General features: G+C 74.5%; 10 protein-coding genes. 6 read left to right on the forward strand and 4 right to left on the reverse strand.

Going from position 1 to position 14,125, the window contains the following annotated elements; translation table 11 throughout:
* The first annotated feature begins 92 nt into the window (after positions 1-92).
* From K329_RS30045 to K329_RS29060, 4 genes are all read left to right on the forward strand, one after another.
* Positions 93-1,181: an LLM class flavin-dependent oxidoreductase gene (locus tag K329_RS30045; protein WP_052337259.1), complete on the forward strand. Its 1,089-nt coding sequence runs from the start codon at positions 93-95 to the stop codon at positions 1,179-1,181.
* Positions 1,182-1,338: 157 nt separating this feature from the next.
* Positions 1,339-2,238: a hypothetical protein gene (locus tag K329_RS30050; RefSeq protein WP_157571878.1), complete on the forward strand. Its 900-nt coding sequence runs from the start codon at positions 1,339-1,341 to the stop codon at positions 2,236-2,238.
* A gap of 81 nt (positions 2,239-2,319) precedes the next feature.
* Positions 2,320-2,961 (forward strand): TetR/AcrR family transcriptional regulator, encoded by a 642-nt coding sequence (locus tag K329_RS0122935; protein ID WP_028474853.1) that lies wholly within the window; start codon positions 2,320-2,322, stop codon positions 2,959-2,961.
* Positions 2,962-3,043: 82 nt separating this feature from the next.
* Positions 3,044-5,593, forward strand: coding sequence for an MMPL family transporter (locus tag K329_RS29060; protein WP_084541538.1), 2,550 nt, complete (start codon positions 3,044-3,046; stop codon positions 5,591-5,593).
* 89 nt (positions 5,594-5,682) lie between these two features.
* On the opposite strand, the gene K329_RS0122945 is transcribed toward K329_RS29060, so the two are convergent.
* Together K329_RS0122945 and K329_RS29065 are read right to left on the reverse strand one after the other, a co-directional pair.
* The gene (locus tag K329_RS0122945) at positions 5,683-6,354 is read right to left on the reverse strand and encodes an SDR family NAD(P)-dependent oxidoreductase (protein WP_028474854.1); all 672 of its coding nucleotides are present in this window, start codon (positions 6,352-6,354) and stop codon (positions 5,683-5,685) included.
* A gap of 127 nt (positions 6,355-6,481) precedes the next feature.
* Entirely contained in the window at positions 6,482-8,767 is a 2,286-nt protein-coding gene (locus K329_RS29065; RefSeq protein WP_052337260.1) for a transglycosylase domain-containing protein, read from the reverse strand.
* Between the two features lie 651 nt (positions 8,768-9,418).
* Between K329_RS29065 and K329_RS0122960 the strand changes: the two genes are divergently transcribed.
* Positions 9,419-10,849 (forward strand): HNH endonuclease signature motif containing protein, encoded by a 1,431-nt coding sequence (locus tag K329_RS0122960; RefSeq protein ID WP_028474855.1) that lies wholly within the window; start codon positions 9,419-9,421, stop codon positions 10,847-10,849.
* Positions 10,850-10,884: 35 nt separating this feature from the next.
* Here K329_RS0122960 and K329_RS29070 read toward each other — a convergent pair whose 3' ends face one another.
* Together K329_RS29070 and K329_RS0122970 are read right to left on the reverse strand one after the other, a co-directional pair.
* Positions 10,885-12,093 (reverse strand): sensor histidine kinase, encoded by a 1,209-nt coding sequence (locus K329_RS29070; RefSeq protein ID WP_052337261.1) that lies wholly within the window; start codon positions 12,091-12,093, stop codon positions 10,885-10,887.
* Positions 12,094-12,212: 119 nt separating this feature from the next.
* Positions 12,213-12,911 carry a response regulator transcription factor gene (locus K329_RS0122970; protein ID WP_245596667.1) on the reverse strand — a complete coding sequence of 233 codons (699 nt, stop codon included), beginning with the start codon at positions 12,909-12,911 and terminating at the stop codon, positions 12,213-12,215.
* Positions 12,912-13,164: 253 nt separating this feature from the next.
* On the opposite strand from K329_RS0122970, the gene K329_RS0122975 reads away from it, so the two are divergent.
* Complete coding sequence (locus K329_RS0122975) at positions 13,165-14,112, forward strand: hydroxymethylglutaryl-CoA lyase (RefSeq protein ID WP_028474857.1); 948 nt, start codon at positions 13,165-13,167, stop codon at positions 14,110-14,112.
* The last annotated feature ends 13 nt before the right edge of the window (positions 14,113-14,125 follow it).

Here is a 14,125-nt window from a genome sequence, read left to right on the forward strand (position 1 = left end):
TTCTCACTGGTCATTGACGACAATCGACGGTCGACCCCGGCGCTCGGACGGGCGGAGGCCTGCGGGGCGACGCCCTGCGGAAGGAGCCCGCCATGCACGTCTCGCTGCACCTGAGCCCGCAGAGCCGGGGTGCTGAGGACGACGCCGAGATCATGGAGGGCGTCGTCGAGAAGGCCCTCCTGGCCGAACGCCACGGCGTCGCCTCCATCGGCCTCACCGAGCACCACCTCGCGGGCTACAACACCTACGTCGACCCGTTCATGATGGGCGCCCACCTCGCCGCCCGGCTCACCTCCGCCCACCTCTCGGTGACGGTCGCGCAGGTCGCCCTCGAGCACCCGGTCAAGCTCGTCGAGAAGTGCAACATCCTCGACGTGCTGACGCGCGGCCGCTTCCTCGTCGCCCTCGCCGCCGGCTCGGCGTCGCCGACCGAGCTCGAGGCGTTCGGGGCCGAGGGCCTCGACCGCGCACGGGTCACCGAGGAGCGCATCGACGCGATGCTGCGCCTCTGGGCGTGGGAGGAGGGCGACCCGCCCCTCGACGTCGGCACGAGCGTCGACCGGGGCGTCGTGAGCGCCCGGGTGGGCCCGGCGTCGTACCGGCGCCCGCGGCCGCTCGTGGCCCGCGCGACCCGCACGCCGGCGAAGATCCAGCGCCTCGGGACCGAGGGCGTGCCGGTGATCATGGGCCAGTGGCTGACCCGGGACGGCGACAACCGCGACCACCTCGCGCTCTACACCGACGCGCTGCTCGCGGCCGAGCACGACGACGCGACGGTGCAGGAGTGCCTGGCCTGGCTGGGCTTCGGGCTGACGATCGTGGTCGCGCCGACGCAGGCGGCCGCCGAGCGGCGCTGGACGCAGTACCTCGAGGTCGGCGGCGAGGGTCCGCAGCCGGGCCGGCTCGGCGCGCCCGCGCGCTGGGAGGAGGAGTGGACCCGGCGCGAGGTGGCGCGGGCCTCGGGCTCGCTGGTCGGCGGGCCGCAGCGCATCGTGGAGACGATCCAGGAGATCCAGGCGCAGGGCGCCCGGCACGTCCGGATCATCCCCGCGATCCCGGCGGGCAGCGCGAGCGACCGCGACGAGATCTACCAGCTGATCTTCGAGGAGGTCCTGCCCCACGTGGACCCCACGCCCCTGCCGGACCCGGTGCTGACGCGGCGTACGGCGCCCACCGGCTAGGTCACGCTCCGCCTGCATGAATCGCGTGCGGCGCGGTACCGGGTGGCGGACGTCGGGGGAGGTGGTCGTGCGCGCACGACCCGTCGCGTCCTCCCGATCGCTCAGCCGGGCGCTCGTCCTCCCGTTCTCGGCGGGGCTCGTCCGAAGGATCAACTCCATGAGCGGCTCGCCGCCCGCGCCCGTGTTCGACCTCGCTCCGCTGCGCCTCTCGCCACCGGCCGAGGCCGTCGAGCGTGCGCGTCGGGCGGCGTCGGGCTCGCCGACGTTCACCGGTTCGCTGCGGCGCCGGGTGGTCGTCGCGGCGGCGGCGTCGGCCGCCACCGTCCTGCTCGTGCTCGCCGTCACCGAGGCCGTCGTGGCCGGCTCGGGCGGGGGAGCGACGGCCCTGTTCGTGGTGCTGGGCGTCGGCCTGCTGCTGGCGGTCCTGGTCGCGGTGGCCGTGCTGGTCGTCGTGCCGCGCGTGGCGGCGACGGTCCGCTTCCGTCACCACGCCCGCTGGTCCGAGGTGGCCGCGGCGTCGGGGGCCACCGCCGACCTGGTCGCCGTGCCGGAGGACGTGCCCGCGCTGCTGCGCGCCGACGGCGGACCCCTCGGGCTGCCCCCGTGGCGCACCAGCGTCAAGCACCGCGACGTGCTCCAGAAGACGCACGGCGGGCGGACCGTCCGCATGGGCACCCGCGTGGTCCGGGGGCGCAGCGGCCCGCACGGGGTGCGGAGCCAGACGATCGTCTGGGCGGCCGTCGCCGTCCCGCCGTCGCTGCCGGCGGCGTACCTCCACGTGGGCCCGCGGGCCGAGGTCGTCGAGGGGTACGAGCGGATCGTGAGCCGCGACGCGACCCACACCCTCTACGCCGCCCACGACCGCGGTGTCAGCCACGTGATCACCGACGCCGTCGTCGCCGCCTGCGCGCTGGACCGCCCGCGGGTCTCCGCGCGACTGTCGGGCGGGTGGCTCGTGCTCGCCGCGAGCGGTGGGGACGGCGCGGGCCACGCCTACCGCGTCGTCGAGGCGCTCGAGGCCGCGCTGGACGCGCTCGGACCCGTCGACGTCCGATGACTAGGCAGGGCGAGACGCACGCCACATAGATGCACGTAGTGCACGCTTGCACGCAGTGCACGGTTCGCTACCCTCGGTGAGGTGCCCACCACCGACGCCGTCCCCGACCGCCGGGCGGCCCTCAAGGCCCGCCACCGCGAGGCGATCCTCGACGCCGCCGACGCGCTCATCGGCGAGCGGGGCTCCCGCGTGTTCAGCGTCGACGAGCTCGCCGAGCGGGCCGACGTCGCCCGCCGTACGGTCTTCAACCACTTCGCCTCGCTCGACGACGTCGTCCTCACCGCCTGCACCCGGCTGCTGACGCGGACGGTCGACGACTTCCGCACGGCCTCGGCCGCGACGCCCGTCGGCGACGGCAGCCCCGCGGCCCTGTTCGCCGAGTTCACGACCGCGATGCGCGGGGTCGACCTGCCGGCCGTCATCGCCTACCTCGCGGGCGTGATCGGCGACGAGTCCGACCCCCGGCCGCAGCACCTGATCCAGGACGTCTTCACCCGCACCACCGAGGAGATCTCGACCGAGATGGCCGTCCGCAACCCCGGGGTCGACGGGCTCGAGGCGCAGATCCTGGTGTGCTCGCTCCTCAACGGCGTGGCGCTGGTCGCCGACCGCTGGATCGACGAGACCGGCGCTGCCCTCGACGACGCGTCGCGCGCGGCCTTCGACGACCTGCTCGACCGCCTCATCACGACCGTACGGCGCGGCTACGCGCCCGGCACCTGACCCACCGGCGTCCGACCCGCCCGCACGTACGCCCACACGTCCCGCCCGCACCGCACATCCCCGCACCGGAGGAACGACACCCATGGCTTCCCTGCTCTACCGACTGGGCCGGTCCGCGGCCGACCGAGCGTGGCGCGTGGTCGCCGCCTGGATCGTGGTCCTCGGCCTGGCCGCCGGCGCCTTCGCGGCGTTCGGCGGCGCGCTGACCTCGACCGTCACGATCCCCGGCACCGCCACGCAGGAGGTCAGCGACCAGCTCGCCGAGCGGTTCCCCGACCTCGGCGGCGGCAGCGGCAGCGTCGTGATGACCACCACCGACGACACCCCCTTCACGGCCGAGCAGCAGGCGGAGATCGCGACCCTGCTCACCGAGGTCGGCGAGATCGACGGCGTCTCCGGTGCGACGGACCCGTTCGTGACGCAGGCCCAGATCGACGCGCAGGCCCAGCAGCTGACCGACGGGCAGGAGCAGCTCGCGGCCGGCACGGCGCAGCTCGACACCGCGCAGCAGCAGCTCGACGCCGCCCGGGCACAGGCCGAGGCGGCCGGGCAGCTGCCCGCCGCCGAGCAGCAGCTCGCGGCCCAGCAGGCCGCGCTCGACGCCTCGCGGGCCGAGCTGGAGACCCAGGGAGCCGCCCTGGAGCAGGGGGCCGCCCTGCTCGAGCTGTCGGAGGGCATCCGCCAGGTCTCGACCGACGGCACCACCGCCGTCTCCACGGTGCAGTTCGACGAGTCGACGTTCGAGGTCTCCACGGAGACCAAGGAGGCGGTCGTCGAGGCCATGACCGGGGCCGGCATCACCGGCGTCGAGATCGAGGTCTCCACCGACATCGCCGCCACGATCCCCGAGGTCTTCGGCATCGGTGAGGCGGTCGGCCTGGCGGTCGCCGTCGTGGTGCTGCTCGTCATGCTCGGCACCCTCATCGGCGCCGGTCTGCCGCTGGTCAACGCCCTCGTCGGCGTGGGGGTCGGCGTGGCCGCCTCGCTCGCCCTCTCGGGCACGGTCGAGATGCTCTCGGTCACCCCGGTGCTCGGCATCATGCTCGGCCTCGCGGTCGGCATCGACTACTCGCTCTTCATCCTCAACCGCCACCGCAAGCAGCTGCGCGACGGGGTGCCGCTCAAGGAGTCGATCGGGCTCGCGAACGGCACGTCGGGCAACGCGGTCGTCTTCGCCGGCGCGACCGTGATCATCGCCCTGCTCGCGCTCAACCTGACCGGCATCCCGTTCCTGGGCCTCATGGGCACCGTGGGGGCGGTCTGCGTGTTCGTCGCGATCCTCGTGGCCATCACCATGACGCCGGCGCTGCTCTCCCTGGTCGGCCCCCGCATCCTCGGCAAGAAGGAGCGGGCCCGCGCCGCCGAGGCGCCCCGCGCGACCGCGGGCGCGGCCACGCGCACCGTCCGCCCGATGAGCACCCGCCGGGCCGTCCTCACGCTGGTCGGCGGCACGGTCGCCCTCCTGGTCGTGGCGATCCCGGCGCTCTCGATGCGCCTCGGACTGCCGGCCGGGTCGTCCGAGCCGCTCGACTCGACCGCCTACCAGGCCTACCAGCTCGTCGACGACAAGTTCGGCGCCGGCGTCAACGGCCCCCTCATCGCGGTGGCCGAGCTGCCCGAGGCGGTCTCCGAGGAGTCGATGCCGGCCGAGCAGCTGCGCATCGGCACCGAGATCGACGCGCTGGGCGACGTCGCCGCGGTGGCGCCCGTCGGTGCCTCGGAGGACGGCCTGCTGCTGGCGTTCCAGGTGATCCCCGACGGCGGGCCCACGGCCGAGTCGACCGAGCAGCTCGTGCGCGACCTGCGGGGCCTCGAGCTCGACGGGGTGGACTCCGTCGGCGTCGCCGGCAACGCGTCGGGCAACATCGACGTCAGCGAGCGGCTCTCGGACGCCCTGCCGCTCTACCTCGTGGTCGTCGTCGGGCTCTCGCTGATCATCCTGATCTTCGTGTTCCGCTCGATCCTGGTGCCGCTCACCGCGACCCTCGGCTTCGTGCTGTCGCTGTTCGCGGCCATCGGCGGCGTCACCGCGGTCTTCCAGTGGGGCTGGCTCGCGCCGGTCTTCGGCGTGCACGACCCCGGACCGATCCTCAGCTTCCTGCCGATCCTGATGGTCGGGATCCTGTTCGGGCTGGCGATGGACTACCAGCTCTTCCTCGTCAGCGGCATGCGCGAGGCGTACGCCCACGGATCCGCCGCACGCGTCGCGGTCCAGGAGGGCCTGCACGCCGGCCGGGCCGTCGTGATCGCGGCGGCGCTGATCATGGTGTCGGTGTTCGGCGGGTTCGTCTTCGCCCACTCGGTGATGATCCAGTCGATCGGCCTGGGCCTCGCCCTGGGCGTCCTGCTCGACGCGTTCGTGGTGCGCCTGCTCCTCATCCCGGCGGTCATGCACCTGCTCGGGGACGCCGCGTGGTGGATGCCGAGGTGGCTCGACAGGATCCTGCCGGACGTCGACGTGGAGGGCGCGTCCCTCGAGCGGTCGCACTCGGCCGGGGGTACGGCGGCCGCCGGCGCCGGTGCGTCGGGGGCGGCGCTGGTCGACGCCGGGGCGCACATGGACCCGACCGCCGAGGTCGACGAGGTCACGGCGGTCGGCGGACCCGACGCCGGGGGCAAGCACGCCGGCTGAGGCCCCAGGCCAGGACGTCGTACGACGACGGGCCCGTGCCCACCCGGAGAGGGGGGGCACGGGCCCGTCGTCGTACGGGGAGCCGGGGCTCAGCCCTCGGCGTCCATGTCGTCGGCGTAGTGGCGGAACCCGTCGCGCTCCGTGTGCAGCGCCCAGAGCCGGTCGGCGAGCACCTCGGGGTCCTTGCGCGGGTGCCCCTTCTCGATCGCGCCGGGCACGATCAGCTGGGCGACGTGGATGTCGTCGCCGGCGAGCTCCTCGTGCAGCATCTGCGCGAGCGCCGACTCGGCCGCGAACGAGACCGAGGTGCCCGCGAACTTCGCGGCGGGGCGCACCGCGCTGCCGCCGTTGACGAGCAGCACGGTGCCGCCGCCGAGGAAGCGCATGTGCTGCTGCACCTGGTGCACCGCGACGAGCAGGCCGTGCACGGAGAAGTCGATCGCGCCCTGCAGGTCGTCGGGCGTGGTCTCCAGCACCGGGCGGAGGAACTCCTTCGCCGGGAGCGGGCTGTACTGCAGGACCTCGACGGGGCCGAGGTCGGAGGCGGCCTGGTCGAGGGCGTCGCGCAGCGCCGTACGGTCGCGCACGTCCGCGGCGTAGCCGCGTGCCTCGATCCCCTCCTCGCGCAGGCTCGCGGCCAGCGCCTCGATGCGCTCGGCGTTGCGGGAGACGAGGGCGACGCTGAACCCCTCACGGCTGAAGCGGCGGGCGACGGTCGCGCCGAGGCCGGGGCCGGCGCCGATGATGGCGAGCGTGGGCATGGTGCTCCTTCGGTCGGTCGGTGGACGGGTGTGGTGTCCGCGGGAGAGGTACCCGCGCCGTGTCCCACCCAGGGGGTGAAACCGGGCGCCCCGGACGTTCTCCGGCGGGGTGCCCCGTGCGCGTGGGCTACCGCGGCTCGGCGGAGCCGCCGAGGGGCACGGAGCCCTCGAGCGCGGTCGGCCCGACGGCCTCCCGCAGGGTCGTCGGGTCGCTGGGCACGAAGCTGTTGCCGGCCAGCGTGTCGCGCACGCCGCGCATGGCGTCGCCCCACATCGGGGCGGCGTAGCCGGACGCCGACGCGCTGTAGATGGTGGTGCCGCGGACGTTCACGCCGTTGAGCGAGATCGGCGTGCCCAGCTCGTTGGCGCCGGCGATCATCGCGGAGGTGGCGAGCTCGGGGGTGTAGCCGACGAACCACACGGAGCGCGCGCTCTGCGTCGTACCGGTCTTGCCGGCCGCGTCGATGCCGAGGTCCTGGGCACTGGCGAAGCCGCCGTCGATGACGCCCGAGAGCACCTCGCTCACCGCGTCGGCCGTCTCGGGCTGCATGACCTGCTCGCACTGCGGGGCGTACTCCTTGAGCACGGTGCCGGACGCGTCCTCGACCGCGGTGACGGGCAGGGCCGCGCAGTGCTGCCCGCGAGCGGCGAAGGTGGCGTAGGCCTCGGCCATCTCGACCGGGCTGACGTTGGCGACGCCGAGGGTGAACGACGGGACGCGCTCGGCGAGGCCGGGGCCCTCCGCGCCCGTCGGGTTGTCGAGCTCGACGCCCATGCTGCGGGCCAGCTCGTACGGCGCGCAGAGGCCCGTGCGCTGGGTCAGCTGGGCGAAGAAGGTGTTGACCGACAGGCGCGCGCCGGTCGTCATGGTCATGAACCCCGACCCGTCGGTGGCGGAGAGGTTGCTCGGCTCCCAGAGGGTCGAGGTGCCGTACGGGACGCCGCCGCAGTCGGCGAAGGAGGACTCCGGCAGCGAGACCTGCGGCGGCGAGTCGATGCCCCACGACAGCGGGACGCCCTGCTCGATCGCCGCGGCCAGCACGAACGCCTTGAAGGTGGAGCCGGCCTGGAAGCCGGCGGAGTCGCTGAGCCGCTGCGGCACCGTGTAGTTGAGGTAGGTCTGACCGGCGCCGACGTCGTCGCCCATGGGGCGGGACTGCGCGACGGCACGCACGTAGCCCGTGCCGGGCTCGACCATGGCGAGCCCGCCGATGGCGTCGTCGGTGGGGTCCACGGAGCCGGACACGGCCGCGTCGGCCGAGGCCTGGTGGTCGAGGCGCAGCGGCGTGCGGATGGTGAGGCCCCCGCCGTAGAGCAGCGAGCGACGCTCGTCCTCGGTCTCGCCGAGCGCGGGGTCGGCGAGCAGGTAGCGCAGCACGTAGTCGCAGTAGAAGGCGGCCTCCGAGGACGTGCAGCCGTTGCTGGTCGGGGTGAGCCGCAGGGCGAGCTCGGAGGAGCGGGCGGCCTGCTGCTCCTCCTCGGTGACGGCGCTGAGCTGCGCCATGCGGTCGATCACCACGTTGCGGCGCTCGGTCGCGCGCTCGGGGTTCACCGTGGGGTCGAGGCCGACGGGGTTCTGCACCAGGCCGGCCAGGAGCGCCGCCTGGGGGAGGGTGAGGTCGCTCGCGTTCGTGTCGAAGTAGGTGCGGGCCGCCGACTGCACGCCGTACGCCCCGTTGCCGAAGTAGGCGAGGTTCAGGTAGCGCTCGAGGATCCAGTCCTTCGAGTAGGCGTTCTCGATCGCGATGGCGTAGCGCAGCTCCTGCAGCTTGCGGCTGAACGTCTCGGCGGTCGCCTCCGCCCGCGCCTCCTCGTCGTCGCCCGCCTGCTGCACGAGGGTCAGCTTCACCATCTGCTGCGTGATCGACGACCCGCCCTGGACGACGCCCCCGTTCGCCTGGTTGGTGAGGAACGCACGCGCGGTGCCGCGGACGTCGAGGGCGCCGTGCTCGTAGAACCGGTAGTCTTCGATGGAGACGATGGCCTGCCGCATCACGGGCGCGACGTCGGTGAGCGACACGTTGACCCGGTTCTGGTCGAAGAGCGTCGCGACCGTCGTGCCGTCGGCGTCGAGGATGCGGCTGCGCTGGGGCAGCGGCTCCGTCTCGAGCTCGGCGGGAAGCTCCTTGACGCTGTCGGCGACCTCGGTGGTCGACATCCCCACGAGGCCCGCGAACGGCACCGCCAGCCCCGCCACCACGACGCCCAGCACCGCCGACGCGGCCAGCATCACCGACAGGTGGCGGGCGATCCGGCGGGGCGTCAGGCGCGCGTCGGGGGAGTCCGTGAACGCGCGGGAGGTACGGGCCGGGGTGTGGTGGCTCGGGTCGCTCGGGTCGCTCGGGTCGCTCGGGTCGCTCGGGTCGGCGGGGTGGCTCTCGTCGCCGTCGTGGCGGCGGGGGCGGAAGCGCACGTCGGTGCTCCTTCGGGTGGACCTCGGGCCGCGGCCCGGGGCGGACGTCACGACCCGTCCATGGTTCGACGTCTTTCTCAGAGGTTTGTCAGAGCGGGCCGTCGGTGGTTGAGGGAGGCGTCTGCCGCGGTGGGTGAGGAGGCCGCCCGCGGCTCGCCCGGGGGGTGCCGAGTTGTCGGGTCTGCACGATCAGGGCTCGCGGCCAGGACCGACAGCTGGCCGAGCGCTGGGGGGCGACGGGCGCCGTACGGAGTGAAGGAACCGACGCGCCCGGTGCGTCAGATCCTTCACGGGCCTGACGGGGGCGGGCGAGTGTGGCGGACCAACGCTGCCCGACGAGCATCCGGTCTGCTTCGGTCCGCCACGTCAGGGGTTCTGCCCCCTCTGCGGCGGGACGGTGGTGACGCCCGAGACGGCCCACCACGCCGACGGCGACGAGCTGGGCCGCTGGCCGGGCGTGGAGTTCGACCTCACGCCCCGCGGTGGTTGAGGAGGCCGCCTGCGGCCGTCTCGAAGCACGCTTTCGCGCGCGCTGAGCGGTGCTCGGAGGTTGTCCACAGGCCCTCGATCTGGGGGCCGGCGTTGTCGGTGGTGGCCCCTAGCGTTGCTGTCATGACAGGGCGGTCGGTGCTGGCGCAGCGAGGTGGACGCGTGACGTGGGAGACGTTCGCGCAGTGGTCCACCAGCACCTCGGCCGGCGACCCGGCGGGTGACCCCGCCGGCGCGCACCCATGGCTGTACTGCGCCGCCGAGCTCGTCGAGTCGCTGGACCAGCTGGCCTCCACCGGCACGGACCCCGACTGGCTCGACGCCCCCACCAAGGCCGCGCTCCTGGTCGAGCTCGCGCGGATCGGGGAACGGGTCTCGGCGCTGCGGCTACGCGTGCTCGCGGGGGCCGGTGACGTCGCGGCGGAAGCCGGTGCGCGGTCGGCCGGGACGTGGCTGGCGCACGCGACCCGCCAGGACCCGGGACGGTTGCGGTTCGAGGAACGCCTCGCGTCGCGGCTCGAGTCGTACGACGCGACCCGCGCCGCTCTGAGGTCCGGTGAGGTCTCGGTCGGGCATGCGGCCGCGGTGCTCGATGCGCTGGACGAGCTGCCCGACGATCTCGACCCGGACGTGGTGGCCCGCGCGGAGGCGCACCTGCTGGGCGAGTGCGCGGACTTCACCCCGAAACAGGTCCGACGCCTCGGGCGCCACCTCCTACGGGTGGTGGCGCCCGAACGAGCGGACGCCCACGAGGAGGCGGTACTGAACGCGGAGGAGGCCCGAGCCCGGGTCCGGACCCGGTTGACGTTGTCACCCCAGGGCGACGGCACCACCCGCATCACCGGACTCATCCCCGACCTCTCCGCCGCCGTGCTGTCCCGGGCACTCAAGGCGTACACGAACCCCCGACGTGATCACCACGACGCCGGTACGACGGGCACCGCAGCCGGCCCGGACGGTGCGTGCCCGGCGGACGGTGCGGGCCCGGCAGACAGCGCGGGCCCGGCAGACGGCGCGGGCCCGCCAGACGGCGCGGGCGCCAACGGTGTGAGCTCCGCGGGCGCAGGTGACGGGCAGCGGATCCCGGCCGAGGTACGCCGCGGTCAGGCGTTCTGCGCGCTCGTCGAGCACCTGCCCGTCGACGGGCTCCCGACCCAGGGCGGCTCACCGGTCGCCGTGGTCGCCACGGTCGAGCTCGACAAGCTCACCGCCGCCCTCGGTGCGGTCACCCTCGACACCGGCGGCGAGATCTCCGCCGCCCAAGCCCGACGCCTCGCCTGCCAGCACGCACTCATCCCCGCAGTCATGGGCGGGGCGTCGGTCCCGCTCGACCTCGGCCGCTCCGCGAGGCTCTTCAGCCACCACCAGGCCCGCGCCCACGCCATCACCCACCGCACGTGCCAGACCGACGGGTGCGACATCCCCGCCGCCTGGTGCGAACGCCACCACCTCACCCCGTGGAACGCCGGTGGCCGCACCGACCTGGCCAACCTCGTCCTGCTGTGCGCCCATCACCACCACCGCGCCCACGACCCGACGTACGCGACCACCTGGTCCGAGGCCGGCGCGGTCACCTTCCACCGGCGTACGTGAGCGGCGCGGTCGAGCGAGGTGGACCGGCGGGTGGCTCAGACCCCCCGGGCCGCGGGCAACGAGAACGCCACGGTGGCGCCCTCACCGGGGCTCCCGGTGATCGTCAGGGTGCCGTCGTGGGCGGTGACGATCTCGTCGACGAGGGCGAGGCCGAGCCCGAGGCGCGGGTGGGTGCCGTCGGCGGCGGACGTGGGGGCGGCGGACGTGGGGGCGGAGCCGCGGCGGAAGCGCTGCGTGAGGTCGGCGGCGAGGGCCGGATCGAGTCCGGAGCCGTCGTCCACGACGCTGACGGTGACGGTGCCGCCGGACCGGTCGAGGGTGAGCGCCACCGTGCCGCCCGCGTCGACGTGGGCGAGCGCGTTGTCGACGAGCGCGGCGACGGCGCGGCGCAGGGCGCTGGTGATGCCGGTGACGGCGTACGACGTGCCCGGCGCGGTGTCGACGACGAGGTCGACGCGCTGCTGCTCGGCGGTGGCGGCGAACGAGCGACGTACGTCGTTGACGACGGCGACCAGGTCGACGGGCTCCGGCGGCGGTCGGCGGTGCTGCAGCTCGGCGCTCAGCAGCATGTCGTCGACGACGCTGCTCATCGTGCGGGCGTCGTCGACCAGCTGGGCGAGCTCGTCGCGCTGGTCGTCGTCGGTGGCGGGGCCGCGGGCCAACAGCTGGGCACGGGTCAGGAGGATCGCCAGCGGTGTGCGCAGCTCGTGGCTCGCGTCGGCCACGAAGCGGCGCTGCGACGTGAGGGCGTCGCCGAGCGGACGGACCGCGCGGCGGGCCACGACCCACCCGAGCCCCGCCGCGGCGAGCGCGCCGACCAGCCCGGCGAGGATCGAGAGCCAGGCCAGGCGCTCCGTCTCCTCCTGCTGCTCCACGAAGCTGGTGACCGCGACGACGCGCCCGCCGGCCCCGCCCCCCTCACCGGAGTCGGCCCCAGAACCAGAACCGGACCCGTCACCGGGGGCGGCGACGTACGCGACGAAGGGCTCGCCGCAGATCTCCACCTTCTGCACGCCCGCGGGCAGGTCGGCCGTCGCGTCGCGGGCGTCGTCGTCGGTGCAGCCGTCGAGCAGGCCGTCGACGATGAGGTCGGTGTCGCCGTTGCCGTACGCCTCCGCGTTCTCCACCTTGTCGCGCACCTTGCGCTCGGTGGCGTCGAGGCGGGCCTGGAGGCTGACGGTGTAGACGAGCCCGATCACGACGGCGATGACGACCGCGGCGGCGACCCCGGTCTGCACCGCCACGACGACGGACGCGCGGCGCAGCAGGCGCTGGTCCGCGAGGGCGGGTACGGCGCGCCGGGTCCGGAGGCCCGGGCGCCGACGTCGACCAGGACGCGGCGACGTGCCTGACGAGCGCCCGCTCACACCGACCCCAGCTGGTAGCCGATTCCACGGACGGTGCGGATGGCGCCACGACCGAGCTTGCGGCGCAGGTAGTAGACGTAGGTGTCGACGGCGTTCGGGCTGTCGGCGTCCTCGAAGATCCGGCGCCGGACCTCGTCGCGGGTGAAGACCTGGCGGGGGTGGGTGGCGAAGAGCTGCAGCAGCTCGCACTCGCGACCCGACAGCTCGACGGGCTCGGCCGCGCCGTCGGCGAGCACCCGCCGGGCGGCGACGTCGAGCAGCGCCCCGCCCAGGTCGAGCGTCGACGAGGTCTCGACGTGGCGGCGCAGGAGCGCGCGCAGGCGGGCGAGCAGCTCGTCGACCTCGAACGGCTTCACGACGTAGTCCTCGGCGCCGGCGTCGAGGCCCTCGACCCGGTCCTCGGTCGTGCCCCGCGCCGTGAGCACCAGCACCGGCGCGACCACGCCCCGCGTGCGCAGGCGCCGGACGAGGTCCACGCCCTCGATCGCCGGCAGCCCGCGGTCGACGACCATCACGTCGTACGACCGGGTGAGCGCGTGGTGCAGACCGGCCTGGCCGTCGCGGGCGAGGTCCACGACGTAGCCCTCCGCCGACAGCAGCCGGACGAGCAGGCCCGACAGCTTGGCGTCGTCCTCGACCAGGAGCAGGCGCGGCCCGTCGCTCCCGGGGATCGCGGCGGACGGGTCGGAGGTCACGCGCCGATGCTCGCACGGTGGCTCTGAGGTTCCTCTGAGATCCGGGACGGACGAGCCCCGGGTCCCGGCCCGGCGACACGCGAGGTGCCTCGGCCGGCGGGCCCGCCACGTGTCCTCCGTCACCCGGGTGACCTACGGTCGTCCTCGAGCCGACGCCGTCCGGAGAGGGGCGGCGCCGGAGCGGCGACGAGACGAGGGACGCGATGACGACGAGCGACACCAGCACCACGACCGGCCACCCCGGAGCCCCCGCGTGAGCGCCCCCCTGCCCGCCGGGCTGCCGGCCGTCCACCGGCTCGAGGGCCTGCCGACGCGGGTCCGCATCCACGAGGTCGGCGCGCGCGACGGGCTGCAGGCCGAGAAGGCGCTCGTACCGACGGAGGCGAAGGTCGCGTTCATCCGGGACCTCGTGGCCGCCGGGCTGCCGGTCGTGGAGGCCACGAGCTTCGTCTCCCCGCGGTGGGTGCCCCAGCTGGCCGACGCGGCCGAGGTGCTCGCCGGGATCGCCGACGCGCCGGGCGAGCTCGACCGTCACCCGGTGCTGGTCCCGAACGCCAAGGGCCTCGAGCGGGCCTTCGCGTCGGGTGCGACGGCGGTCGCGGTCTTCGTCTCCGCGACCGAGACCTTCGCGCGGCGCAACCTCAACATGACGCGCGAGCGGGCGCTCGAGGTCGCGCAGGAGGTCACCGCCACCGCGCGCGGGGCCGGCGTGAGCGTCCGGGGCTACGTGTCGATGTGCTTCGGCGACCCGTGGGAGGGCCCGGTCGGGCTCGACCGCGTCACCGAGGTGTCGGCGGGCCTGCTCGAGGCCGGGTGCCACGAGGTCAGCCTCGGCGACACGATCGGGGTCGGTACGGCGGGCCACGTGCAGGCGCTCGTCGCCGCCCACACCGCGGCCGGCGTGCCGGTCGACTCGTTGGCGCTGCACTTCCACGACACGTACGGCCAGGCGCTCGCGAACGTGCACGCCGGGCTCGTCGCCGGCGTCACCTGCTTCGACGCCTCCGCGGCCGGCATCGGGGGCTGCCCGTTCGCGGGGAGCGCCACCGGCAACCTCGCCACCGAGGACCTCCTGTGGATGCTCACCGGCCTCGGCATCGAGACCGGGGTCGACCTGCGAGCGGTGCTCGCCGCCGGGGCCCGGATGACGGCCGTCCTCGGCCGCCCCAGCCCGTCCCGGGTGGCCCAGGCCCTGGGCTGAGGGCCCCGGTGGT

This window comes from Nocardioides alkalitolerans DSM 16699, assembly GCF_000426525.1.
GTDB lineage: Bacteria > Actinomycetota > Actinomycetes > Propionibacteriales > Nocardioidaceae > Nocardioides > Nocardioides alkalitolerans.